The organism is Janthinobacterium sp. PSPC1-1, from assembly GCF_049897625.1.
In the GTDB taxonomy this organism is placed as follows: Bacteria; Pseudomonadota; Gammaproteobacteria; order Burkholderiales; family Burkholderiaceae_D; genus Janthinobacterium; species Janthinobacterium tructae.
In genome coordinates this window covers 324,458-347,112 of sequence record NZ_JAFCWP010000002.1, presented here as the reverse complement: position 1 = coordinate 347,112, position 22,655 = coordinate 324,458, and the positions used below count along the sequence as shown (strand labels likewise).

The window sequence follows — 22,655 nt, the reverse complement described above, 5'->3', positions numbered from 1 at the left end:
CACCGTCCGGCGGCATTCAGGGACAGAAATTCGGGTTGTCCGGATAGCCCAGCGACTCGGCCACTGCCATGGTGCTCCCGCTGGGCAAACGCACGGCTCCTGCGCCGGAGGGAAACATCATCCCCAGCAGGGGCAGGATGGGCCGGTATGGCACGCGCTCGCAGCGCGCACCATCGCCCGGTACGCACAGGCGCGCGCGCACGAAGCGGATGCAGCTGGCGCCATGCGGATCGTCCTGGCAATTGATGCGGTTGCGTTGCGGACAGCCTGGCATCACCGTCACCGGCACTGCCGCCAGCGCGGCGCCGCCGCTGCTCTCCGACAGATAGTCGATGCGCACATACGCATCGCTGATACCGCCGCCCAAGGGCAAGGCGCCGGGGCCGGTGCGCAGCACGGCGTGTCCCCGCACGGCCTGCAGCGCGGCAGCGTTGCTGAAATCGGTCACGGCGGCGGCGCGCGCGGCGCGGCGCGTGATCTCGTGCACCATATTCCAGACATACACGGCGCGCGCCACTTCGATCATGGCAAAGACAAACAAAAAGAACAGCAGCGCCAGCATGGCGAATTCGACGGCGAAGACGCCGCCCTGGCGCTGCCGCCGCCGGATATGCAGATTAGTTGACATAGCGCAATGTCGCATTCGCACGCAGCGGAATCGGCGCCAGCTGCGGCAGCCATGCACGCGTCAGCTGGGGCAGGATATCGACGGGCATGTCCACGGACACCTTGATACGCACCTGCAGCGGCGCCGTCGGGTAGTTGCCGCAGTTATAGAAATCGTCGGCATAGATGCAATCGAGGCTGACGCTGAGCGCTTTCAGGTGCGGCGCCGTTTCCGCCATCGCATCGAGCACCAGCTGCCGGGCAAAAGCGCTGTGCTGCACGATAGCATCGCCGTTGGCCATCTGCGGCAACGGCAAGGTAGCCAGGTAGCGCGCCGCGTCATGTGCGCCTTTCTGCAAGGCGGTATAGGCGAAGAACGCCCGGCCAAACAGCAGCACGACGGGCAGCAGAGCCATGAAGAACAGCATGATCAGCGCCAGCTCGATGGCCGCCAGGCCATCCTGGCGGATTGATGCGCGGCAAGGCGGCTTCATTGCAGCAGCTCCGCCGGGCCGGCCAGTGCGCCTTCGGGCACCGTGCCGGCAAATTCGGCGCTCAGCACGCCATTGCTGGCCGGCGCCGTCATGTAAAAACGGCCGATGCCCAGCACCTGCGCCAGCACGTCGCTGCCGGCTGGCACGGGGCACGCCAGCAAGGCGATATTGAGCGCGCGCCGCTGCGCCACGCCCATGTTGCCGGTCGGCGCCGTCTGGAATCCCAGCGTCAGGTAAGGCGTGCCGCTGATCGGATAACCGGACTTCGCAACCGGCGGCGCCGGCGTCGCCGGATACAGCTTGGCCCAGTCGCCGGGGGCAAATGGCGGGTAGCCGCCGGCGGGCTTCGTGGCGCTGTACTTCGCCGCCCTGGAGAACGACCACAGCGGGCCGTAGCTGCCAAGCGCGGGCGGGATCGGAGGTGAGTTCGGGTCCGCCACGGACAGCAGCGGATTGCCCGTGCTGAGCGCACTGGGCGCGTCAGGCGCATTCATCATCCACCAGCTCGCTGCCGTATTCGGGAAGGCGCGGATATTCGTGTCGGGCGGCGCCGTGACAGGGTGGCAGCCGCTGCCCGCGTACTGATTGAAACGCGCGTTGAAGGCCGGCCACAGCGCGGCGGGAAAGGGCCGGTGCACGTGCACCTGGGCGCTGCCGACGCGCGGGTACAGCACCGTGCCGCTGCAGACAAACGGCAGCACGCTCGACTCGCTGATCTGCAACGACGATCCCAGTATGCCGGGTTGTCCAAGCGGATTGAGCACGAAATGTTCGGCTGCCGGGCCATGCGGATTGAGCTTCAACAGGTTATACGCCACGCCGCGGCGAAAGCCATATTCCAGCAACTCGACGGCCGGCAGCAGCGCCGCATTCGTACGCGGGCTGGCCGCGCTGGCCGACAGCGCGCAGACAGCCAGCGGCGTCAGGTGCAAGCTGGACCGCCCGGCCACCGCGCGCGCGCCCGTATCGAGCGTACGTAGCGCCGGCGACCAGGCGCCCAGGAACGCCGTCGCCACCTGCCCCAGCGATGGATCATTGGCCTGCGTATCGACGCGCACGAACAGCGCCGTGGAGGCATCGGGCACGGCGCCCGCCGCATGCCACTCGGTGGCGGGCGCATCGGGCGTGCTGGCGAAACGGATGCTGGCGTCCGACAGGATGGCACCCTGCATGCGGCGCCGCCATGCGCTCTTGTCGGCAGCACTGCTCTTGGCCTTCGTCACGGCGTTTGTCAGCCCTTCGGGCGTGCCCACCAGTTCCGCCGCCGCCGCCAACGCCGCGTTGTCGGCCAGGTTCTGCAATTCCGTCTTGCGGCCGATGACCTGCCCCACGTCCAGTGCCAGGCCGATAAAGCCCAGCACCACGATGAGCAGGATGGAAAAGGCGATCAGCATCGCCCCGCGCTGGCGTCTATTTGCCATTGCCGCCTCCCAGCATGAATTGCACGGGCTGCGGCGCCTGGCCGTTCGGTTCAGCAAACGAGGCGCGGTAGCGCTGCATGACGGCGTGCGCGCTGGGGCCATCGAGGCCATCGGCCGGGGTGCGATTGCCGGCGCTGGCCGGATCGCGTACCTGCTGCGCCATGGCCAGGCGCACGGCGTCGCCGAAGCGCCGGTCCAGCTGCGGCGTGCTGCCGTGTGTGCAGGCGGCCAGCTGCAACACCAGCAGCGCCGCCGCCAGGCGCCGCAGCGACATCAAAAGCGAGTTCGGCATGGCATCTCTCCCCGTCTCATTTCAGCTCGAAACCGTTGGCCGCGCGCAGTGGCGACACGGGCGGCGGCGCCAGCGTCCCTTCCATCTTGCCGCCCAACATCAAGTCCGTGCGTGAAGGGGGCGCCAGCTGCGCCGTCGGCAGCACGGCGTCCGCCGGCAAGGGTTTCACCAGGTGCGCGGTAATGACGAACAGCAATTCCGTGCGGTCATGCTGGAAATCCGTGCTGCGAAACAGCGCGCCGAGGATGGGCACTTCGCTGAGCCAGGGCACGCCCGTGATGTTGCTCACCTGGTTGTTCTTGATCAAGCCGCCGATGGCGTAGCTCTGGCCGTCGTACAGCTGTACCGTGGTCGAGGCGCGCCGCGTGGTGATGACGGGCAAGATCGAGCGGCCGCTGATGCCGGCGGCGGAAATGCCCACCCCCTCGCGCGACAGTTCCGACACTTCCGGCGCCACCTTCAAATTGATGCGCCCGCCCGACAGCACGGTGGGCGTGAAGCGCAGGCCGACGCCATACTCGCGCTCTTCCAGCGTGATCTTGTTGTTGTCCTGGCCGACGGGAATGAAGATCTTGCCGCCGGCCAAAAAACTGCCTTCCTGCCCGCTGATCGCCATCACCGTCGGCTCGGCCAGGATGCGCACCAGGCCATCCTGTTTCTGCGCCTCGATGGTCAGCTGCTGGCCATTCGACTTGCGCACGTCGAGCAAGCTATTGGCCTTGCCGCTGAGGAAATTCGACAGCAAGGTGGTGGCCCAGCTGCCGGACGCGAAGCGCAGGGTGGCGCCCACTTCCAGGCGTTCCAGCAGCGACTTCGACACTTCGGCGATCTGCACGGCCAGCATCACCTGCTGCGGCGCACTGACGTCGAGCATATTGATGATGCGGCTGTTCACGCCACCCGCACCGCCGGCCGGCGCCGTGGCCGCCACCGGCAAGGCGGCGCCATCGGCGGGCTTGGGCAACGCCAGCGGGTGCGTAGCGCGGCGCACATACGCGTGCGCCAGATCGACGGCGCGCAGCACGGCGCCCGCATCCTGCACCGTGCCCGACAGCACCAGGGTATCGGCCACGGCTGTCACGCGGATGGCTTTTTCTTCCGGCATCAGGGCCGCCAGGGTCGCTTGCAAGCCGGCCGGGTCCATGCTGACGCTGACGTTCACCACGCTGCACACGCCGCTCTTGCCCTGGATGATCATGTTCGTGCTGCCCACGTCGACGCCCACCACATATAAAGTGTCGGGCGCCACCAGCATGGCTTGCAGTACGGCCGGATTGCCGACGCTGCGCTGTTGCACGGCTTCAGGCAGGCGCAGCATGCTCGACTTGCCCACCTGCAGCTGCAAGTTGCCGGGTGTCGCCGCTTCGCCGCCGCAGCGCGGGCCAGGATCGGCCGCCGCACCGGCAAGCGGCAACAGCAGGCAGCAGAGTGTCAGCAGAGCGCGGTTCATGAGCGTGTCCATGGTTAGCTAAAAACATTCGCGCGACTGGCGCGTCCCGTCGATGACGCCGCTGCACTGGCGCGGCGGCTCCGCCGGCGCCTTCGCCACGCGCACCGGGCGCGGTGCCACGGCCAGCACGGGGGCAGCGGCAGGAGCGGGCTCGGCTTCGTGCGGTCCACCCAGCAGGGTCAGCTTGGTGGCGCCCGCCGTCACGCCCGGTTGCGGGTCGACCTGATTACGCAGCACCAGCGACAAGCTGCCCACGCTGCGCGCCAGGTCCAGGTTTTCCGCCTGTTCCGGCGTCACTTCCAGGGTCACCGCATTGACCACGCGCGGCTTGGTCTCGTCGCGCCCCACTTCCTGCGCCACGGCCAGCACCAGGATGCGTTCGAGCACGATCTTGGAAATGTTGCGGCTTTGCGGAAACGCGCGCTCGCCGGCATCTTGCTGGGTACTCACGATGATGTCGACATAGTTGCCCGGCAAGGCAAAGCCGGCCACGCCGATCACGTCGTTGACGCGCACGGTGATCGCACGCCGCCCTTCCGTGATCAGGGCTGACAGGCCGCCCAGGGTGCCGGCCGGCGCCAGCTTGGCTTCGCTCAGCGGTTCGCCGCGCAGCACGCTGGTTTTCAGCACCCGTCCCGCCAGTTTTGCCGGGTCTTGCAGCGCGCCCTGCGGCAAGCTTTCCGCCGGCCACTCGGCCAGGCGCAGCATCTCGGGCGTCAGGCGCTGGCCCAGGTTGACATCGCTGCCGGCCACGACGATCTTTCCCTTGCCGGCCGGCGTCTGGCGCAGCAGCCAGTGCGAGGCCAGCAACACGGCCAGCAGGCCCAGCACCACAGCCAGACCCATCATCAAGAGGGCGCGCCGGTTTTTCATGCGATACGCTCGCACAGGCTGGCGGCCGGCATGTCGCAGCTGGCAAACAGGCTGCTCCAGGCCTGCTCCAGGGCAGCCACCGTCAGGCGCGCTTCACAGCCGGCAAAGCCGGCAAAGTCGCCTATGCGCGCCAGCAACTCACCAGGATAGCTGGCCAGCAAGGGCCGTCCCTGCGCGCCATGCAGCTGCAGCAGGTGGTTCAGGGCCAGTTCGTCGATGGCCATGCCGGCCAGGCGGCATTGCTGGCGAAACAGGGCGCGATAGGCACTCTCGGCCAGCGGCCCCACCTGCACCTTGTAGCCGATGCGGCGCAGCAAGGCGGCGTCAAACAGCTCGCCCGGCGACACATTCGTGGCCAGCACCAGGGCATTGTCGAATGGCACGCTGATCTGCACGCCGCCGGGCAGGCCCAGCTGGTCGCTGCCCCGTGCCAGCGGCTGCATCAGCCGCGTCAGCAGTTCTTGCGCGCCCAGGCGCTGGCGGCCCAGTTCGTCGATGATCAGCATGCCGTTATTCGCCCGCACATGGGGCGGCGCCTGGTAGCAGCCACCGCTGGCGTCATGGCGCAGCTCCAGCATGCCCGCGTCGAGCTCAGCGCCCACGTGAATCACGGGACGCTGGCACAACACCCAGCGGATATCCGTGCTGCGCCGTTCGAGCGCCTGGCGCGCATGGCTGACATGCTGCGGCGCGGGCGGCAAGTGCTGCGCCGGATCGTACAATTGAATGATGTCCTGGCCGACAACGATGGCGTAGGGCACGGCGACGAGACCGTGCAGCAATTGGCCCAGTTGCAGCGCCAGGGTCGACTTGCCGCTGCCGGGCGGACCGTACAGCAGCAGCGAGCGCCCCGAATGCAGGGCCGCACCCACCACGTCGAGCATGCCCGGCCCCGCATGGGCGCTGCCCAGCACGGCCGCCAGGTCGTCGCTGCCCACGCGCTGTTCCTGTACCAGCCACGACTGGCGCGCCACCATGGCGCGGTACGCCTCCAGGGTGACGGGGGCCGCGCCGATATACGCACAGCGCTCAAGGAAGGCGTTGGCGCGCTGCTTGCCGGCGCCCGTCAGTTGATACTGCACGTCGATCTCGGATTCACCGCGCCAGGCCACTTCGGCCATCTGCTCGGCCACCATGAAATCAAGCACTTCGCGCAAGACATTGATCGACAGGCGCAAGCGCGTCGTCATGGCGGACAAGTGCGTCTTGCCGCTCACAAACATCAGCTTGGCGATCAGTTCAACCACCAGCGGCCGCTCCAGGCCCGTTTCGCGCAAACTCTTCGGCTGCGGCGGCAAGGGCGGCATCAGGTTCGCGTCGGCGGGGCGCGGCGTACTCTCGCTGCTCATAGAATAGTCGACTTCGGTCATCCTGTGTCTCCAAGCCGGTTAAGACTGCATTGAACAGAATTCATTCTAGCCAGCAGGGACTGGCGCCCATTGATTCAGAGCAATGAATAACAATCAGAAATAATGTCGCCCTTGCACCACCAGGCAACCCAGGGCAATGGCCAGTCCGTACGGCATGTTTCCCACGCTGGCACCGCTACCCAGCGCAGCAGGCGCCAGGGGAATGCCGGCCATGCGCGCGATCATCGGCCACAACAGCTGGCGCAGATTGCCCAGGCAGGCGCGCCACTTGCCCTGGTACGTGATCATCAGCACGGCCATCAGGCCGCCCAGCACAAAGGTGGCGAAACAGATCTGCAGCACGGGCCACGGGCCGGCAAAGGCGCCCACCATGGCGATCAACTTGACGTCGCCGGCGGCCATGCCGCGCAGCACATATAAAGGCAGGAATAGGAAGAAACCCGTCGCCATGCCGCCCAGCCACAACGACGGCACGCTTTGCGGCCACAGCCACAGGTGCAAAGCCAGCGCGGCGAGAATGCCGGACAGCACCAAACCATTCGGTATCTTGCGGCGGATCAAATCACTGACGGCGGCCCCCGTCACAAAACACAACAACAGCAGGTCGCACAAGGCAGTTGCAGGCATGGCATACCTCCTGAAAAAAACCCGCCACTGGCCGGCCAGCGGCGGGCACCCGCTTAGGGCGTCAACACCAAGTTAGTCGAAATTTCGGTGAGGACGTTCAGCAGGTTGGTCTTGATCAGCAAGAAACCGGCCGTGATGGCGGTCGCCATCAAGGCCGCAATCAAGCCGTACTCGATTGCCGTAATGCCATCCTCATCCTTGACAAACTGCTGTACTGCCGACAGGAAGGTATGCATGACAAGCTCCCAAAAGTGAATCACAAGTCCCTGGCGCAATCGGGTGTGAAACATTGCCCATTCCTGCTAATATGTTTCCTGCCGTAAATTTCTGCGCCATTGGATTGACTATAAAGCGTCCACGGTTTGGCAAATTGACGCGCCACAAGTTTCCATATGGAAATTATCAAACCTTGTTGAAATGACGACTGACGCAAACAAATGTTGCGATCAGGATTGAAAGTCTTCGTCAAGGCAAGTTTTTTGCAACGCGGTGCATGAATCTCATGTATTTACATGAAATATTGCATACGTTAATTGCCTATTAGGCAAAAAGACATTATCCTGCTTAGCTCTTCTTTGGAAAGGCCTCTCGCCCTGCGGTAAAGAGCGTCATGCCACCAAATAAATCTTGGCTTCTGTAGACGGACGCGAACATGCTCTTGCTTGATGCAATGCTGCTATGACGACACTTGTGTGACTACTTTCCAGAGAACGACAATGGATTCCCTACTGAAACACATGGTGGACATGACCGGGCACCGCGACCACACGATGCTCGACATCTCCGTGATCTCGGCGGTTCAGGAGCTCGCTGCCGCATCGCAGACCCGTGTGCTGGCACTGACCACCGTGCGTGGCCAGGTGTTCGTGCGGTCGCGGGCCATCATCGTGGCAGGCAGCGTGGCCCGCATGGAAGAGCATAACGACCCTACCCTGCCAGGCGAACCGTTGTCCGACTACCCGGCCCTGGCCGCCTGCATCGCGCGCCATGAAGCGAGCGCCGATACCCTGTGCGCCGACGGCCGCCACCTGCTGTGGCTGCCCATCTGGATCGGCGACCAGGTCACCACCTGCCTGGAAATCACCAACCCCACGCCCTACACGGGCGCCACCATCCAGGTGATCGGCGGCATCGTCAGCGTGTACCGCAATTTCCAGAACCTGCTCGACTACAGCGAACGCGATTCGCTCACCGGCTTATTGAATCGCAAGACCTTCGACGACCAACTGGCGAAAATCCTGCACAGCCGCGGCGAACCGGAAGCGGACAAGCCGCTTCCCATCGATGAAGAGCGGCGCCACCATACGGACACGGAACGGCAATGGCTGGCCGTGATCGATGTCGATCATTTCAAATTGGTTAACGATAAGTTTGGCCACCTGTATGGTGATGAGGTGCTGATCCTGATCGCCAATCAGCTGCAATCGTCGTTCCGCTCGCAAGACCGCATCTTCCGCTTCGGCGGCGAGGAATTCGTCGTGCTGTTGCGCTCGATCACCCTGGAAAATGCGCAGAAAATCATCGACCGCTTCCGCACCAATGTCGAAACGCACGACTTCCCGCAAGTGGGCAGAGTCACCGTCAGCGTGGGCTTCGTCAGCATCAACGCCTACGAGGCACCCGTCATCATTCTCGGCCGCGCCGACCAGGCCCTGTACTACGCGAAAAGCCATGGCCGCAACCTGGCTTGCCATTACGACGAGCTGGTAGCCAAGGGCCTGTTAACTACCATCGCCTCGAACGATACGGCGGAGTTCTTCTAGGCATCCGCGAGGGAGAGAAAGCGCATGGGATCGACCTGCCACTTGGCAGCCGACTCATGGCCGACGATCTTGTCGCCGCCGCCGAAGCCTAAGCCGCGCGACAGGTCGACTGTCTCGGGCTTGATGTAGGCATTGCTCTTCGTACTGAAAAACACATTCACCTTCGGCGCCAGCAGATTGCTCTCGTGCGCCTCGATGACGACGGCCAGGCGGCCCGATTCCAGCATGACCATGGTACCCACCGGATAGATCCCCACGCAGCGCATGAAATCCTGCGCGAACACGGGGTTGAAATGGAATTTGCTCCACTCATAAATCTTGCGCAAGGCTTCGGCGGCGGCGACGCCCTTGTGATAGCTGCGGTCGGACGTCAGCGCGTCATACACGTCGACGATGGCGGCCATCTGCGCCAGCTCGCTGATGGCGTCACCGGCCAGCTGGTCCGGGTAGCCGCTGCCGTCGCGCCGCTCATGGTGGTGCAAGGCGATGTCGAGGGGAATGGCGCCCAGCTCGGGCGAGCGGCACAGGATATCGTAGCCATCGCGCGGATGGCGCTTGATCAGGGCAAATTCTTCCGGCGTCAGGGGACCGGGTTTGTTCAGCACGCTATCGGGCACCAGCGCCTTGCCAGTGTCATGCAGCAAGCCGCCCAGGCCGGCCTGGTGCGTGGTGGCGCCATCGACGCCCCGCGAGCGGCAAAACGCCACCATCAGCGCGCACACACTGACGGAGTGCAGGAAGGTGTAGTCGTCCTTGTTCTTGATGCGCAACAAACCGACGAGGGCGCCGGGATTGCGCAGAATCGATTCGGTAATATCTTGCACCGTGTGCTGCACGCGGTCGATCTCGACGGCCTTGCCCAGGCGTACATCGGCCATCACCGTGCGCACCAGGCTCGATGCCTGCCGCCGCACCTGCGTGGCGCGCGCCAGTTCCATGCCCAGCGACACGCGCGTGACCACCTGCGGCGCCGCTGCGGCGATCTGCACCAGTTCGCGTTCCGTCTCGGCCCGCGCCTGCGCCACGGTAGGCGCATCCTGCACATCGAGGCCCTTGCCGCTGTCGATCACCACGTCGTGGATGCCCGCTTGCACGATCTTGCGGATTTCATCGTCGCTGCGCAACAGGAAACGGTTGCGCACGAACGGATGCGTCATCCAGTCGCAGCTGAGGTCGTGGACATACATGCCCACTTTTAATTGAGACGAATCAACTTTCTTGAGCATGCTGTCATCCCACAAGTACGCGTCTGGAGCACCGAAGGCGCTAGAATGAGTATAACAAAATTGTTATTCTGCTGGCCGCGTTCGGCGCTGCGGCGCAACACCCTGTTTTTTCCGATCACCGCACCCTCAACGCACCGCTCTTGGGACCCATGGAACTGCGCCAATTACGTTACTTTGTTGCCATCGTTGACCACGGCTCGCTGTCGCGCGCGGCCCTGGTCCTGCATGTGGCGCAGCCGGCCCTGACGCAGCAGCTGCGCCAGCTGGAAGAAGAACTGGGGGTACAGCTGCTGCACCGCTCGGCCCAGGGCGTGCTCAGCACGGACGCGGGCAAGGTGTTTTACGAACACGCGCAAGCGATCCTGAAACAGGTGGCCGACGCCCGCTCGGCCGTCACGCAAAGCGCCACGCGGCCGTCCGGCAATGTCACCTTGGGCTTGCCGCACAGCATCTCCGGCGCGCTGGCCCTGCCCCTGCTGCTGGCCGCGCGCGAACGCTACCCCGAGATCACCCTGCAACTGACGGAAGAAATCACGGGCAACCTCAATGAACAGCTCAAATCGGGCCGCATCAACCTGGCCGTGCTGTTTGACGATGGCCAGCTGACGCCTTTTGCCTGCAGCCCCCTGGTGGAAGAAGAAATGCGTTTTATCTGCCGCAGCGATTCGCCGTTCACGCCCGCCGGCCATGCCGTGTCGTTCCCGCAAGCGTTGAGCGCCACCCTGATCCTGCCGGGTCTGCAGCATGGTGTGCGCCCGCGCATCGACAGCCGCGCGCGCGAACTGGGCCTGGAGACGGCGAACGTGATCGAGATCAACTCGATCGCCATCCTGAAATCGGCCATCCTGGCCGGCATGGGCGCCACCATCTTGCCGGCCGCCCCCCTGCTGGCCGAACTGGACAGCGGCGCCATGCGCAGCTATGCCATCCACAGCCCCGTGCTGTCGCGCACGGTGGCCCTGTGCGCCTCAAAAAACATTCCCCTGACGAATGCGGGCAACGCCGTGAAAAACCTCGTGCTGCAAGTGGCCGCCGAGCTGTGCGGCAGTGGGCGCTGGGTGGGGGCGCACGTGCTGTAGCGGCCATTACTTTTCCAACAATAATTTCCCAAAAGAAATAAAATAATGATCTTATCCATTTCACCTTCGTCATCATGTCCTTGTTCATCACCTCGCTGCGCGCTCTGGCGGCAGGCGCCGCCCTGCTGCTGATGCCGGGCGCCCAAGCTGCCCGGCCCCAAGCCGAATTTCCCATCCTCGAAGTGCTATTGCTCGATATCGCACAGCCGATTGAAAAGAGCGAAATTGATGTAGCCGTGTTCATCGCTCCGGAAAGCTGCACCCCCAAGATGCATGAAAATACATGGGGGAACATAGTTTCATCGGACAACGATTCCCTCATCCACAGCTGGGCTTGCCGAGCGTACATGGACGCTGCCGTCAATCCAGAGTATCAAGTCGCCTTCATCCCTACGCCGCCTTCCTTCAAACGACCATCTATTCGCGATACCGTGCAAGGGCTGCCTCCCAGCACTACGGGGCGGCGCTATGTGGCCCTGGTGGACTGGACGTTTGCCGATATCATGCCGCCCAAAAACTGCAACTACGGCTGCAACTCTGACCTCATCATGCTCAGCGAAGCGGTCGTGTATGACCGCGTTGCCGACAAACCGGTCTGGCATTCGATCCAGACCAAACATGCATCCATGTCAGAACTCAGCTACACGGAAAAAAACGCAAAATGGCTGGGGCCAGGCCTGGTTTCCGGCACACTGACCAGCGGTCCGGTCATAGACCAGTACGCCCGTGAAGCCGATGGCAAAGGCGTGCGCCGCACAACGGCCCTGAAAACGCCGGACCAGCCGGGGCAAGCGGGCACGGTGCTCAATCCCAAAGCCAATCTGATCATCTTCAACCGCCTGTCACAAGAGACGCTCGACAGCCGGAAATTCGATGACGGCAACCACTTCTATTCGCTAGTCGCCAACCATCTGGACGGCCGCGCCAAAAAAACCTATTACATGAGCCATTCCAGAACCCATGTGGCACTGGAACTGGTGCCCGGCACTTACCAGCTATCGCTGGAAAAAAATCCGATGACCATCGAGATCAAGGAACATGGCTCCCCTGTTTACCTCAGCTTCGGCAAGGGCTTCATGGACAAGCTCAGTGTCAGCGAAATCGATGCGAAGCAGGCGCTGGCCTTGGCGCAAGACTCGCTCAATGCCCTGCTGCCTGAGTTGACGCCATTGGCCTATCCATTGCGCGCACGCAAGCTGCAATGGACGCAGCCCTAAGCGTGCCTTACATGCATGGCCTGTCTTGCGGCGCAAGGCAGGCCATCATTTTTTCTTATACCCCCATCGCCAAAGCGTATTTGCCCCTTCCCCTCGGTCGTTCTACACTGACCACATTAACTATTTTAAATTTAAAATAGTTATGTGCCGCCCACACGCGGCCATCCCGTCTGCACAGTGCGCGCCTTACCGGGTGCGCCCCTTGTACAGCCGCTATCTGAAACACCCTTTTGGAGACAGCCATGTCCGTGACCACGGAAAACGGCTCCGCAGCGTTCGCTAGAAACGCCGGTGCCGCGCCATCTACGCCCCCCGACACTTCCCGTTTGACCAGCGTCAGCCTCGACGACAAATACACCGCCACTTCCGGCGCCATCTTCCTGTCCGGCATCCAGGCCCTCGTGCGCCTGCCCATGATGCAGCGCCTGCGCGACCAGGCCGCTGGCCTCAACACGGCCGGTTTCATCTCCGGCTACCGCGGTTCGCCCCTGGGCGGCCTCGATGAAAACCTGTGGAAAGCCAAGCAGCACCTGGAACAACACCATGTGCAGTTCGTGCCCGGCGTCAACGAGGACCTGGCCGCCACGGCCGTCTGGGGTTCGCAGCAGGTGGACCTGATCGGCCCGGCCAAGTACGACGGCGTGTTCGCCATGTGGTACGGCAAGGGCCCGGGCGTGGACCGCTGCGGCGATGTCTTCAAGCACATGAACCATGCGGGAACCTCGAAATTGGGCGGCGTGCTGCTGGTGGCTGGCGACGACCATGGTGCGTATTCGTCGACCCTGCCACACCAGTCCGACCATTTGTTCTCCGCCTCGATGATCCCGGTCTTGTATCCTTGCAATGTGCAGGAATACCTGGACCTGGGCATACACGGCTGGGCCATGTCGCGCTTTTCCGGCTGCACCGTGGCCTTCAAGGCCCTGGCCGACACGGTCGAATCGTCGGCCTCCATCGATGCCGACCCGTTCCGCGTGGAAGTCAAAATCCCGCAGGATTTCATCATGCCCGAAGGCGGCCTGAACGCGCGCCTGTCGAGCATCCCGCTGGGCCAGCAGGCGCGCAACCAGGAAGCGCTGATGCAGGACTACAAGATCTACGCAGCCCTGGCCTACGCGCGCGAAAACAAGCTCAACCACACCACCATCGACAGCCCGAACGCCAAGCTGGGCATCATCGCTTCCGGCAAGTCCTACCTGGACGTGCTGGAAGCGCTGGAAGAACTGGGCATCGACGAGCAGATGGCGGCCGAGGTCGGCATGCGCCTGTTCAAGGTCGCCATGCCGTGGCCGCTGGAACCGGACAGCGTACGTGAGTTTGCGCAAGGCCTCGATGAAATTCTCGTGGTCGAAGAAAAGCGGCAAATCGTCGAATACCAGCTCAAGGAACAGCTGTACAACTGGCGCGACGACGTGCGTCCACGTGTCATCGGCAAGTTCGACGAAAAAGGCGAATGGGTGGCGCCGCGCGGCGAATGGCTGCTCACCTCGAAGGCAGACTTTTCCGTCTCGCAAGTGGCCAGAGTCATCGCCAGCCGCATCGCGCGCCTGATTTCCGACCCCGTCACCTGCGACCTGATCAAGGCGCGGCTGAGCTTCCTCGACGCCAAGGATGCGGTATTGAAGAAGGCCGTCAACACGCCGTTCCGCCCCGCGTTTTACTGCTCCGGTTGCCCGCACAACACCTCGACCAAGGTGCCGGAAGGCAGCCTGGCCCTGGCCGGCATCGGTTGCCACGTGATGGCCACCTCGATTTACCCGGAAATGAACAAGCTGACCACGCACATGGGTGGCGAAGGCGCGCCGTGGATCGGCCAAGCCGCATTCTCCGAACTGCCGCACGTATTCCAGAACCTGGGCGACGGCACGTATTTCCATTCCGGCTATCTGGCCATCCGCGCCGCGCAGGCGGCCAAGGTCAACATCACCTACAAAATCCTCTACAACGACGCCGTCGCCATGACAGGCGGCCAGCCCGTGGACGGCTTGATTACCGTACCGATGATGGCGCAGCAGGTGGCGGCCGAAGGTATCGCCCGCATCGCGCTGGTGACGGAAGATTTGAGCCGCTACAGCGACCGTTCGAACCTGCCCACCCACCTGACCCTGCACGACCGCAAGGACATGGATGCCGTGCAGCGCGAATTGCGCGAAGTGCAAGGCGTGTCCGTGCTGATCTACGACCAGACCTGCGCGGCCGAAAAGCGCCGGCGCCGCAAAAAAGGCGAGTATCCGGACGTGGCCAAACGCATGGTCATCAACGATGCCGTCTGCGAAGGCTGCGGCGACTGCGGCGTGCAGTCGAACTGCGTCTCGATCCTGCCGAAGGAAACGGAGTTTGGCCGCAAACGCACCATCGACCAATCCTCATGCAACAAGGATTATTCGTGCGCCAAGGGTTTCTGCCCCAGCTTCGTCACCGTCGAAGGCGGCAGCCTGAAAAAAACCAAGACGGGCGCGGGCAAGCCGGGTGAGACGGACAACTTCGGTCCGCTGCCGGAACCTGTATTACCCGCCTGCGACGCACCGTACAACATCCTCATCAACGGCATCGGCGGCACGGGCGTCATCACCGTGGGCGCGCTGATGGGCATGGCAGCCCACCTGGAAGGCAAGGGCGCGTCCGTGCTGGATATGACGGGCATGTCGCAAAAGAACGGTTCCGTCACCTCGCACGTGAAAATCGCCAAGTCCCCTGCGCACATCCGCGCCCAGCGCATCGCCACGGGCGAAGCGGACCTGATTTTAGGCTGCGACATGCTGACGGCCGGCGCGCAGGATGCCGTGTCGAAAATGCGTCCAGGTAGAAGCCTGGCCGTCGTCAACCTGCACGAACAGCCGCCGGGCACGTTTGCGCAGAATGCCGACTGGCAATATCCAACGGCGGAAGTGCGCCAGCTGATCGAGGAATCCGTGGGCGGCGCCGAGGCGGCCGACTTCATCGACGCCACAAAATTGGCTACCGCGCTGATGGGCGAATCCATCGCCGCCAACCTGTTCATGCTCGGTTACGCCTGGCAAAAGGGCCGCATCCCGCTGACGCAAGCGGCCCTGCTGCGCGCCATTGAACTCAATGGCGTGGGCATCGAGTCGAACAAGAAGAGCTTTTTGTGGGGCCGCCGCGCCGCCGTCGACGTGCGCAAGGTGACACAAATCGCCACGCCGTCGCAAGCGATCCTCGTGCAAATGCCGCAAAGCCTCGATAGCGTCATCAAGAAGCGCGTGGAGTTCCTCACCGCGTATCAAAATGCCGCGTATGCGGATGGTTATTCCACCTTGGTGAAACAGGTGCGCGACCGCGAGAATACCCTGGGACTGGGGCAGAAGCTGTCGACCGCCGTGGCCAAGAGCTATTTCAAATTGCTGGCCTACAAGGACGAATATGAAGTGGCGCGCCTGTACACGGATGGCCGTTTCGTGGAGCAATTGCAGCAGCAGTTTGAAGGCAATTTCTCCGTGAAATTCAACCTGGCGCCACCGCTGTTCGCGAAGAAAGATGCGAAAGGGCATTTAGTAAAAGCGGAGTTCGGTTCCTGGATGTGGCGCGCCTTCAAGCTGCTGGCCAAAGCAAAAAGCTTACGCGGCGGCAGCTTCGACGTCTTCGGTTATACGGCCGAGCGCAAGATGGAGCGCGCCCTGATCGTCGAATACCGCGAACTGCTGGCCGGCCTGCTGGTTAGCCTGACGGCGGAGAACCTGGCCACCTGCGTGGAACTGGCGTCCTTGCCCGAAAAAATCCGCGGCTTCGGCCACGTCAAGGAAGCGGCCGTCGCCACGTATCGCCAGGACAAGGCGCGATTGCTGGCGGTGCTGGCAGATGGAAGCAAGCGCGCGGCCTAAGACTCTAAGCTACAGCACTTGATTCACAATGCGCTATGTCGGCAGCAGTACACACTGCCGGCATAGCGCATTTTCGTTCAAGCCTGCACATTTTTTATTACACCAGAAAAACGACAACATCACATTCCTCATAAAAATCAGTCACTTACTATCACATGACCAAGCACTGGGTCACCCGGGCCATCGCGCTGCTTCAGTCAAGCCGCGACCCGGTACCGCATGAGATCAAGGAACTGGATTGGATTGGAAGCTGAGCCTGTCTGGCAATAAAGAGCACCTTATCGAGCATCTGACTGCCTTTGCCAATCCCAATAGGACTCGTGACGGCGGCTTTTCAAGAAATATTAAATTGTTTATATTTTCAATAAAAATAATTTCATTTACGCTATCTAAATCGTCTCATAATTTTTCTCTGAATTTTCCTTTTTCATAAAATCCGATTTTCATTGCCACGAAGACGAAATTCGTGCAAAACTTATTCGTTCATTCTGTACTTCAACAGGAACGAGTACGTTCACGCATTTCTACCCACGTCATAGGAAAAGCAATGGATTTAATCGACCAACTCAGAGCACTTGCCTCCCGAATCGCAGCGACCAAGGATATGATCCAGACGGAGGAAGCCACAAAAAACGCGATGATCATGCCTTTCATCCAGATGTTGGGCTACAACGTATTCGATCCCACGGAAGTGACACCAGAATTAATTGCCGACGTCGGTACAAAAAAGGGAGAAAAAGTCGATTACGCCATTCTCAGTGATGGCAAGCCAATTATTCTCTTCGAATGCAAGAAAAGTGGTGGAGACCTGAGCATCAATCATGCTGGGCAATTGTTCAGATATTTCCATGTCACTGCAGCACGATTCGGTGTGTTGACAAATGGACTTACCTATAAATTCTTCACCGACCTTGAGCAACCCAACAAGATGGACGAAAAACCCTTCTTTGAGTTTAATATTCTGGACTTCAAAGAGCGGGATGTGGATGAACTCAAGAAATTTGCAAAATCCCAATTCGACGTCGATACCATATTGACGACAGCGAACGATCTAAAATATACGCGTGCCATCCAGAATCGCCTGGCAGAATGGACACTCAATCCCTCCGAAGAATTTGTAAAAATACTGTCATCAGATTTACTCGGAGGAAAGCGCTTTACACCCGCTGTCAAAGATCAATTTACCGTCATTACTAAACGGGCATTTGAGCAATTATTGGGGGAGCGCATCAATGATCGCCTCAAGGGTGCAATGACGCCGGAATCATCGCCGGCACAAGAACTGGCGCCAGTCATTCCTCCTGAAGGTGTCGTTGAAAACCCGATCATCACGACACCAGAAGAGATCGAAGGATTGCACATCATCCGCGCGATACTGCGAGGTGTTGTCAGTTCGCGCCGCATTGTCATGCGTGATTCGCAGAGTTACTGTGCAATCTTGTTAGACGACAATAATCGTAAGCCAGTTTGCCGCCTACGCTTCAACAATACTGAAAAACTTGCCATTGGCCTGTTCAATCAAAAGAGGGAAGAGGAAAAGTTCCCAATTGCCAGCCTAGACGATCTGTACACCCATGCAGAACAATTGAAGGCTACCGTCCTGATGCATTTGCCTGCGGAAGATGGCGAGAAAACAGCGTAAGAGATAGCATTAGATGCCGTAGAACCAAGTCCGGGGCGAGTCCCGGACTTGCAACGCATGCTGATTCAATCCGCGCAGCGCCCCACGGTCGCCCCCGGCAACAACACCGGTTGCCAGATTTCCTGCAAGCGTTCCGGCGGCGTGCCGGCCAGCAGGGATTGCAGCATTTCCACCATCTTGGCGCCAGCGCGGCGCAGGTCGGGCTGGTTGATGGTGGTGACGTTGATGCCGATCAAGGTGTCTTCCACATTGCCCCAGACGATGACGGAGATTTCCTTGCCGATCTCGATGCCCGCATCCATCAGGGCGCGCACCACGCCCACGCCGGACAGGTGGTTGTCGACAATGACAGCCGTGGGACGGGGCGAACAGGCCAGCAATTGCTGCATGGCCTGGTAGCCGCTGCGGCGATCAAAAGTATTGTCGAGCAGATAGTGGGGATCGAGCGGCAAAGCCGCTTGCGCCATGCAGCGGATAAAGCTTTCCTTGCGCTCATAGGCAAAATGCAAATCCAGCGGCGCGCTCAGCAGGGCGATGCGCTGGTGGCCATGCGCCGCCAGGAAAGACACGGCCAGGTCAATGCCCGTGTCATTGTCGTAGTCAAAATACGCGTATGGCGCGTCGATGCGCGTGCGGCCATTCGCGACAAAGGGAAACCCCACCTTCGTCAGGTAGGCGATGCGTTCATCGACCACCTTGGTGCGGCCCACCACTAGGCCATCGACCTGGCGCCCGCGCACCATGGTTTCATACGAGGGCTGCTCGTTCTGCGGCGACACGGGGGCGATGATGAGACTCATCTTCGACGCTTCCACGGCGTCCGACATGCCATTCACCACGGAAAGGAAGACGCTGTCGCCCAGATCGCTGGGCAGCAGGGGATAGATCATGCCCAGCACATTGGTACGGCCGACGGCCAGGCTGCGCGCCAGCGGGTTGGGCCGGTAGCCGACTTTCTTGGCGGCGGCCAGGACGATTTCACGGGTGCGGGAATTGACTTCCGGATAGCCGTTCAACGCCCTGCTGACTGTCGTTTTCGACATGCCGAGGGCAATTGCGAGGCTCTTGAGATTCATGTGTTAACTACCTGTCTGTATGGCAAAAAAAACCAACTCTGACCGTCAATTATAGCCCAGAGCGCCAAGCAGGCCGCGCATTACCGTGCGCCGCCATGGTAGAAAAACAACAACATATTGACTATTTAAAAAGCAATGTTTTAAATGTGACCAGTGCTGCCCTCTTCGCAGCGGGGCATCGGCCATGGCAGACAGTCAAGGCCAAGTGACGGAAGCGTGCACTCACTTTGAGCATCGCGTCGCCAGCTTCGGCATGCCAGTTCGGCAACACGGGGCGCGCACGATAAAATTATCAAGAAAACATAATTAGCTGGAACTATGCGAGAATTTGTCCTACTCTTGATTCAGGTGAAGATTACCTGCAGACATGTCGCGCCCCCCCGGCCTGCATTCTTCCTCTTCTGCGCACGCCTGGACATACTTTCAAAGGTGAACAATGTGGTCACGCTAACGTCCGTCAACAATCTGCAAGCCTCGCTGGCCACGGCGCAACGCCGGGTCGAGCAAGGCCAGAACCAGGTACAGCGCGACAAGGAGCAACTGGCGCAAAGCCGCCAGTCGCTGGCGCGGGAACAGGAGTCGCTGAGCCAGACGCAGCGCAGCAGCCAGCAAGCCCAGGCCGATGCCCCTGCCGCCGTGAAGGCGCCGCAACTGGATCAGGCGATCAAGCTGGCCGTGCCGCAGCAGGCGCTCCCCTCCACGCCGAAAAGCACGCCCCAGCTGAACAGCTATGGCCAGACCCTGGGCCGCCTGATCAACGTGACGGCCTGAACCAGCTTTACCTGGCCATTTCCTCTTCCAGCATCGCCAGCCACCATTTATTCCCCTTCTGCGGTTGCGTCAGGTCGACCGTCTCGCCCATCTGCGGTGTGGCCAGGTGCACACCCTGCTTGGCCGCCAGCCCCGTGATGCGGTCGAACGGTTCATGCCAGGCGTGCAGCCCCAGGTCAAAGGTACCGTTATGCACGGGCATCAGCCACTTGCCGCGCAAGTCCAGGTGAGCCTGCAGGGTCTGTTCCGGCTGCATGTGCACGTCCGGCCACAGCTTGTCGTAGGCGCCCGTCTCGATCATGGTCACGTCAAACGGGCCGTACTTGTCGCCGATCTGCTTGAAACCGCCGAAATAGCCGGAGTCGCCGCTGAAAAACACGCGCACGTCCGGTGCGTCGATGACCCACGACGCCCACAGGGTTTGGTTGCCATCAAACAAGCCGCGCCCGGAGAAATGCTGCGAGGGCGTGGCGACGAGTTTCACGCCGGCAATCGTGGTGCCCTGCCACCAGTCGAATTGCCGCACCTTGGCGGCCGGCACTCCCCAGGCAACCAGGGTGTCACCCACGCCCAGCGGCGCAACAAAATGTTCGGTCTTGGCGGCCAGTTGCAGCACGGCGGCATGGTCGAGGTGGTCGTAATGGTCATGCGACAGGATGACGGCCTTGATCGGCGGCAAGTCGGCGATGCTGATGGGCGGCTGGTGAAAACGTTTTGGTCCCGCCCATTGCACCGGCGAGGCGCGCTCGGAAAACACGGGATCGGTGAGGAAGAATTCGTTGTTCAGTTTCAGCAGCAGGGTCGAGTGACCGAGGCGAAACAGGCTGTTGTCGGGCGCGGCCAGCAACTGCGCCTGGCTCAAGGCTTGCACGGGTACGGCAGCGGCCGGCACCGTGCTGTCGGGCTTATCAAAGAGAAATGTCCACATCAGCTTCAGCGTTGCTGCCGTGCCCAGCTTGTGCATCTGCACGGGATTGCGGAACTTGCCGTCCTGGTGTTGTGGCGATTCAGTCGGCGTGACAGGCGCGGCGCGCAAAGTGCAAGAACTCATGATGATCAGGACTCCCAAGAATAAGATGCGGTGCATATGCGATCCGGTCAATAAAACACAAGGATTAAATTACACTACACAGTGTAGTTCCTATTTCGAGCAAAGTAAACCAGGAGGTGTAAAATATTGTTTTCAAAGGAGATTTCCCGCCATGGCCGCACCGCAACGCCTCACCGACCGCAAGCGCGTCGCCATCGTCGATGCCGCCATCGCCGAGTTCCGCGAGCACGGTTTTGACGCGACCAGCATGGACAGGATCGCCGCCACGGCCGCCGTTTCCAAGCGCACCGTGTACAACCATTTCCCCAGCAAGGATGAACTGTTCGCGGAAATCCTGCGGCGCATGTGGGAAAGCAGCGTGGCCCAGCCCGCCGTGCCCTATCTTGCGGACCAGCCGCTGCGCCCGCAGGTGCTGGCCCTGGTCGAGCAGAAAATGGGTTTGCTGTGCGACCCGGCATTCATCGACCTGGCGCGCGTGATCTTTGGCGAAACCATCCACTCGCCCGCGCGCGCGCAAGCGATGGTGGCGCGCCTGAATGAAAAGGAAACGGGCCTGTATCTGTGGATCCGCGCGGCGCAGCAAGATGGGCGCATCAAGGCGGGCGAGACGGTGGAAGTGGCGCACCTGCTGATGTCGCCCTTAAAAACCTTTGCATTCTGGCCACAGATCACCCTAGGTGAGCCTCTGCTGGGCCCGGCACGCCGGCGCGAAGTGGCGGAACTGGCCGTCGATATCTTCCTGTGCTACTACGGCGTGGCAAAACAGACGGCATAAACGGGCGGCAAATGGGCAGAGATGGTCTGCCAATGCTCGCCCTCGTCGCTCGAATACCAGGCGCCGCCCGTCGTTGACGCCATCAGCAAGCTGCGCCCATCGTCGGCCAGCGCCAGCCCATGGCGGTAGATGAGGTCGTAGCAATGCTGCTGCGGCAATCCGGCGCGCAACACCTGAAACGTCTTGCCACCATCGCGCGTGCGCGTCACGGCCAGCGCGCCGTCCTGCGGTATGCGCAGCACGTCCGCCTGCGCGGGCACGAACCAGGCCGTGTCGCCATCGCGCGGATGCACGGCCACGGCAAAGCCGAAATGCGACAGCGGCGCCGTCGTCACTTCCTGCCAGTGCCAGCCGGCGTCCTGCGAGCGCCAGATGCCGTTATGGTGCTGACACCACAGCGCCTCGGGCGTTCCCGCGCTGCGCACGATGCGGTGCGGGTCTTGCACGGCTTCGTTTTCATCGAGCTCGGGCGGCATGTAGTCGGCGCGCATGCCCGTCGCGCTCAAGGCCCAGCTGGCGCCGCCATCGAGCGTTTGCCAGACGCCGCCGCAGGATACGCCGACCAGCACCTTGCTGCTGTCGCGCGGATCGACGCAAATGCTGTGGATGCCGGGCACGTCGTAGCCGCCGCCAAACCACTGCGCCCGCTGCGGCACGTGCCACAAGGACTCGACCAGCTGCCAGCTGTCGCCGCAGTCGGCGGAACGGAACAGACCGCCAGGCAGGGTGCCCGCCCACAGCACGCCGGGCTGGTCCGCGCCACCGGCCGCCAGCGACCAGATCTGCCGCAAGGTCCAGTCCACCGTATCGCTGCTGTCTTCCGGCTTGGCGGGATAGGCGGGCACGGCGATCTCTTGCCATGTGGAACTGCCCCTGTCCAGGCGGTGCAGCTTGGCGCCGAAGTGGCCCAGGTTCAGGGCCGCGTACAGGGTGCCGTCACGCCCATCGTGCAGCAGCATGGAGACGGGGTCGCCGGCAAACTGCACCAGCGCCAGCTGCCAGGCGCCGGCCGCATCGACATCGAACTGGAACAGCCCCTTGCGGGTGCCGAGATACGCGCGTTGCGGAACTGCTGTCATGGCG

The 22,655-nt window shown here is 61.8% G+C and carries 20 protein-coding genes; 7 read left to right on the top strand and 13 right to left on the bottom strand.

Annotated elements, in window-relative coordinates:
* Nucleotides 1–16 precede the first annotated feature (16 nt).
* From ACP7EG_RS09075 to ACP7EG_RS09035, 9 genes are all read right to left on the bottom strand, one after another.
* Nucleotides 17–628, bottom strand: a complete 612-nt coding sequence (locus ACP7EG_RS09075) for a TadE/TadG family type IV pilus assembly protein (RefSeq protein ID WP_426087378.1) — start codon at nt 626–628, stop codon at nt 17–19.
* Complete coding sequence (locus ACP7EG_RS09070; protein ID WP_426087377.1) at nt 618–1,100, bottom strand: TadE/TadG family type IV pilus assembly protein; 483 nt, start codon at nt 1,098–1,100, stop codon at nt 618–620. Before ACP7EG_RS09070 ends, ACP7EG_RS09075 begins: the two co-directional genes overlap by 11 nt.
* Complete coding sequence (locus ACP7EG_RS09065; RefSeq protein ID WP_426087376.1) at nt 1,097–2,521, bottom strand: pilus assembly protein TadG-related protein; 1,425 nt, start codon at nt 2,519–2,521, stop codon at nt 1,097–1,099. The genes ACP7EG_RS09070 and ACP7EG_RS09065 overlap by 4 nt, the downstream gene beginning before the upstream one ends.
* Nucleotides 2,511–2,813 carry a hypothetical protein gene (locus tag ACP7EG_RS09060; RefSeq protein WP_426087375.1) on the bottom strand — a complete coding sequence of 101 codons (303 nt, stop codon included), beginning with the start codon at nt 2,811–2,813 and terminating at the stop codon, nt 2,511–2,513. The genes ACP7EG_RS09065 and ACP7EG_RS09060 overlap by 11 nt, the downstream gene beginning before the upstream one ends.
* Nucleotides 2,814–2,829: 16 nt before the next feature.
* Nucleotides 2,830–4,263, bottom strand: a complete 1,434-nt coding sequence (locus ACP7EG_RS09055) for a type II and III secretion system protein family protein (protein WP_426087374.1) — start codon at nt 4,261–4,263, stop codon at nt 2,830–2,832.
* An 18-nt stretch (nt 4,264–4,281) separates the two neighbouring features.
* A complete protein-coding gene (cpaB, locus tag ACP7EG_RS09050) occupies nt 4,282–5,136 on the bottom strand; it encodes a Flp pilus assembly protein CpaB (protein WP_426087373.1) in 855 nt (284 codons plus the stop codon).
* Nucleotides 5,133–6,506 (bottom strand): ATP-binding protein, encoded by a 1,374-nt coding sequence (locus ACP7EG_RS09045; RefSeq protein WP_426087372.1) that lies wholly within the window; start codon nt 6,504–6,506, stop codon nt 5,133–5,135. The genes cpaB and ACP7EG_RS09045 overlap by 4 nt, the downstream gene beginning before the upstream one ends.
* 93 nt (nt 6,507–6,599) lie before the next feature.
* Nucleotides 6,600–7,133 carry an A24 family peptidase gene (locus ACP7EG_RS09040; RefSeq protein ID WP_426087371.1) on the bottom strand — a complete coding sequence of 178 codons (534 nt, stop codon included), beginning with the start codon at nt 7,131–7,133 and terminating at the stop codon, nt 6,600–6,602.
* Between the two features lie 53 nt (nt 7,134–7,186).
* Nucleotides 7,187–7,369: a Flp family type IVb pilin gene (locus tag ACP7EG_RS09035; RefSeq protein WP_426087370.1), complete on the bottom strand. Its 183-nt coding sequence runs from the start codon at nt 7,367–7,369 to the stop codon at nt 7,187–7,189.
* Nucleotides 7,370–7,849: 480 nt separating this feature from the next.
* Between ACP7EG_RS09035 and ACP7EG_RS09030 the strand changes: the two genes are divergently transcribed.
* On the top strand, nt 7,850–8,896 hold the full coding sequence (locus ACP7EG_RS09030) for a GGDEF domain-containing protein (protein ID WP_426087369.1): 1,047 nt from the start codon (nt 7,850–7,852) through the stop codon (nt 8,894–8,896).
* Here ACP7EG_RS09030 and ACP7EG_RS09025 read toward each other — a convergent pair.
* Nucleotides 8,893–10,122, bottom strand: coding sequence for an HD-GYP domain-containing protein (locus tag ACP7EG_RS09025; protein WP_426087368.1), 1,230 nt, complete (start codon nt 10,120–10,122; stop codon nt 8,893–8,895). The genes ACP7EG_RS09030 and ACP7EG_RS09025 overlap by 4 nt on opposite strands.
* Nucleotides 10,123–10,271: 149 nt before the next feature.
* On the opposite strand from ACP7EG_RS09025, the gene ACP7EG_RS09020 reads away from it, so the two are divergent.
* The 4 genes from ACP7EG_RS09020 to ACP7EG_RS09005 all read left to right on the top strand — a co-directional run bounded on the left by ACP7EG_RS09020 (nt 10,272) and on the right by ACP7EG_RS09005 (nt 17,899).
* Nucleotides 10,272–11,201, top strand: a complete 930-nt coding sequence (locus ACP7EG_RS09020; protein WP_426087367.1) for a LysR substrate-binding domain-containing protein — start codon at nt 10,272–10,274, stop codon at nt 11,199–11,201.
* A gap of 74 nt (nt 11,202–11,275) precedes the next feature.
* Entirely contained in the window at nt 11,276–12,418 is a 1,143-nt protein-coding gene (locus ACP7EG_RS09015) for a hypothetical protein (RefSeq protein WP_426087366.1), read from the top strand.
* A 242-nt stretch (nt 12,419–12,660) separates the two neighbouring features.
* Nucleotides 12,661–16,257 carry an indolepyruvate ferredoxin oxidoreductase family protein gene (locus ACP7EG_RS09010; protein WP_426087365.1) on the top strand — a complete coding sequence of 1,199 codons (3,597 nt, stop codon included), beginning with the start codon at nt 12,661–12,663 and terminating at the stop codon, nt 16,255–16,257.
* 547 nt (nt 16,258–16,804) lie between these two features.
* Nucleotides 16,805–17,899, top strand: a complete 1,095-nt coding sequence (locus ACP7EG_RS09005; protein ID WP_426087364.1) for a type I restriction endonuclease — start codon at nt 16,805–16,807, stop codon at nt 17,897–17,899.
* A 65-nt stretch (nt 17,900–17,964) separates the two neighbouring features.
* Here ACP7EG_RS09005 and ACP7EG_RS09000 read toward each other — a convergent pair whose 3' ends face one another.
* Nucleotides 17,965–18,975, bottom strand: a complete 1,011-nt coding sequence (locus ACP7EG_RS09000; protein ID WP_426087363.1) for a substrate-binding domain-containing protein — start codon at nt 18,973–18,975, stop codon at nt 17,965–17,967.
* A gap of 438 nt (nt 18,976–19,413) precedes the next feature.
* Here ACP7EG_RS09000 and ACP7EG_RS08995 point away from each other — a divergent pair, with 438 nt between their 5' ends.
* Complete coding sequence (locus tag ACP7EG_RS08995; protein ID WP_426087362.1) at nt 19,414–19,746, top strand: hypothetical protein; 333 nt, start codon at nt 19,414–19,416, stop codon at nt 19,744–19,746.
* Between the two features lie 7 nt (nt 19,747–19,753).
* On the opposite strand, the gene ACP7EG_RS08990 is transcribed toward ACP7EG_RS08995, so the two are convergent.
* The gene (locus ACP7EG_RS08990; protein WP_426087361.1) at nt 19,754–20,797 is read right to left on the bottom strand and encodes an MBL fold metallo-hydrolase; all 1,044 of its coding nucleotides are present in this window, start codon (nt 20,795–20,797) and stop codon (nt 19,754–19,756) included.
* 151 nt (nt 20,798–20,948) lie between these two features.
* Here ACP7EG_RS08990 and ACP7EG_RS08985 point away from each other — a divergent pair, with 151 nt between their 5' ends.
* A complete protein-coding gene (locus ACP7EG_RS08985; RefSeq protein ID WP_096233196.1) occupies nt 20,949–21,572 on the top strand; it encodes a TetR/AcrR family transcriptional regulator in 624 nt (207 codons plus the stop codon).
* Here ACP7EG_RS08985 and ACP7EG_RS08980 read toward each other — a convergent pair.
* A complete protein-coding gene (locus ACP7EG_RS08980; RefSeq protein ID WP_426087360.1) occupies nt 21,545–22,651 on the bottom strand; it encodes a WD40/YVTN/BNR-like repeat-containing protein in 1,107 nt (368 codons plus the stop codon). The genes ACP7EG_RS08985 and ACP7EG_RS08980 overlap by 28 nt on opposite strands.
* Between the last annotated feature and the right edge of the window lie 4 nt (nt 22,652–22,655).

Coding starts and splice junctions, on each gene's coding strand:
- ACP7EG_RS09075 (WP_426087378.1), bottom strand. CDS start 628: ATGTCAACTAATCTGCATATCCGGCGGCGGCAGCGCCAGGGCGGCGTC.
- ACP7EG_RS09070 (WP_426087377.1), bottom strand. CDS start 1,100: ATGAAGCCGCCTTGCCGCGCATCAATCCGCCAGGATGGCCTGGCGGCC.
- ACP7EG_RS09065 (WP_426087376.1), bottom strand. CDS start 2,521: ATGGCAAATAGACGCCAGCGCGGGGCGATGCTGATCGCCTTTTCCATC.
- ACP7EG_RS09060 (WP_426087375.1), bottom strand. CDS start 2,813: ATGCCGAACTCGCTTTTGATGTCGCTGCGGCGCCTGGCGGCGGCGCTG.
- ACP7EG_RS09055 (WP_426087374.1), bottom strand. CDS start 4,263: ATGAACCGCGCTCTGCTGACACTCTGCTGCCTGCTGTTGCCGCTTGCC.
- cpaB (WP_426087373.1), bottom strand. CDS start 5,136: ATGAAAAACCGGCGCGCCCTCTTGATGATGGGTCTGGCTGTGGTGCTG.
- ACP7EG_RS09045 (WP_426087372.1), bottom strand. CDS start 6,506: ATGACCGAAGTCGACTATTCTATGAGCAGCGAGAGTACGCCGCGCCCC.
- ACP7EG_RS09040 (WP_426087371.1), bottom strand. CDS start 7,133: ATGCCTGCAACTGCCTTGTGCGACCTGCTGTTGTTGTGTTTTGTGACG.
- ACP7EG_RS09035 (WP_426087370.1), bottom strand. CDS start 7,369: ATGCATACCTTCCTGTCGGCAGTACAGCAGTTTGTCAAGGATGAGGAT.
- ACP7EG_RS09030 (WP_426087369.1), top strand. CDS start 7,850: ATGGATTCCCTACTGAAACACATGGTGGACATGACCGGGCACCGCGAC.
- ACP7EG_RS09025 (WP_426087368.1), bottom strand. CDS start 10,122: ATGCTCAAGAAAGTTGATTCGTCTCAATTAAAAGTGGGCATGTATGTC.
- ACP7EG_RS09020 (WP_426087367.1), top strand. CDS start 10,272: ATGGAACTGCGCCAATTACGTTACTTTGTTGCCATCGTTGACCACGGC.
- ACP7EG_RS09015 (WP_426087366.1), top strand. CDS start 11,276: ATGTCCTTGTTCATCACCTCGCTGCGCGCTCTGGCGGCAGGCGCCGCC.
- ACP7EG_RS09010 (WP_426087365.1), top strand. CDS start 12,661: ATGTCCGTGACCACGGAAAACGGCTCCGCAGCGTTCGCTAGAAACGCC.
- ACP7EG_RS09005 (WP_426087364.1), top strand. CDS start 16,805: ATGGATTTAATCGACCAACTCAGAGCACTTGCCTCCCGAATCGCAGCG.
- ACP7EG_RS09000 (WP_426087363.1), bottom strand. CDS start 18,975: ATGAATCTCAAGAGCCTCGCAATTGCCCTCGGCATGTCGAAAACGACA.
- ACP7EG_RS08990 (WP_426087361.1), bottom strand. CDS start 20,797: ATGAGTTCTTGCACTTTGCGCGCCGCGCCTGTCACGCCGACTGAATCG.
- ACP7EG_RS08985 (WP_096233196.1), top strand. CDS start 20,949: ATGGCCGCACCGCAACGCCTCACCGACCGCAAGCGCGTCGCCATCGTC.
- ACP7EG_RS08980 (WP_426087360.1), bottom strand. CDS start 22,651: ATGACAGCAGTTCCGCAACGCGCGTATCTCGGCACCCGCAAGGGGCTG.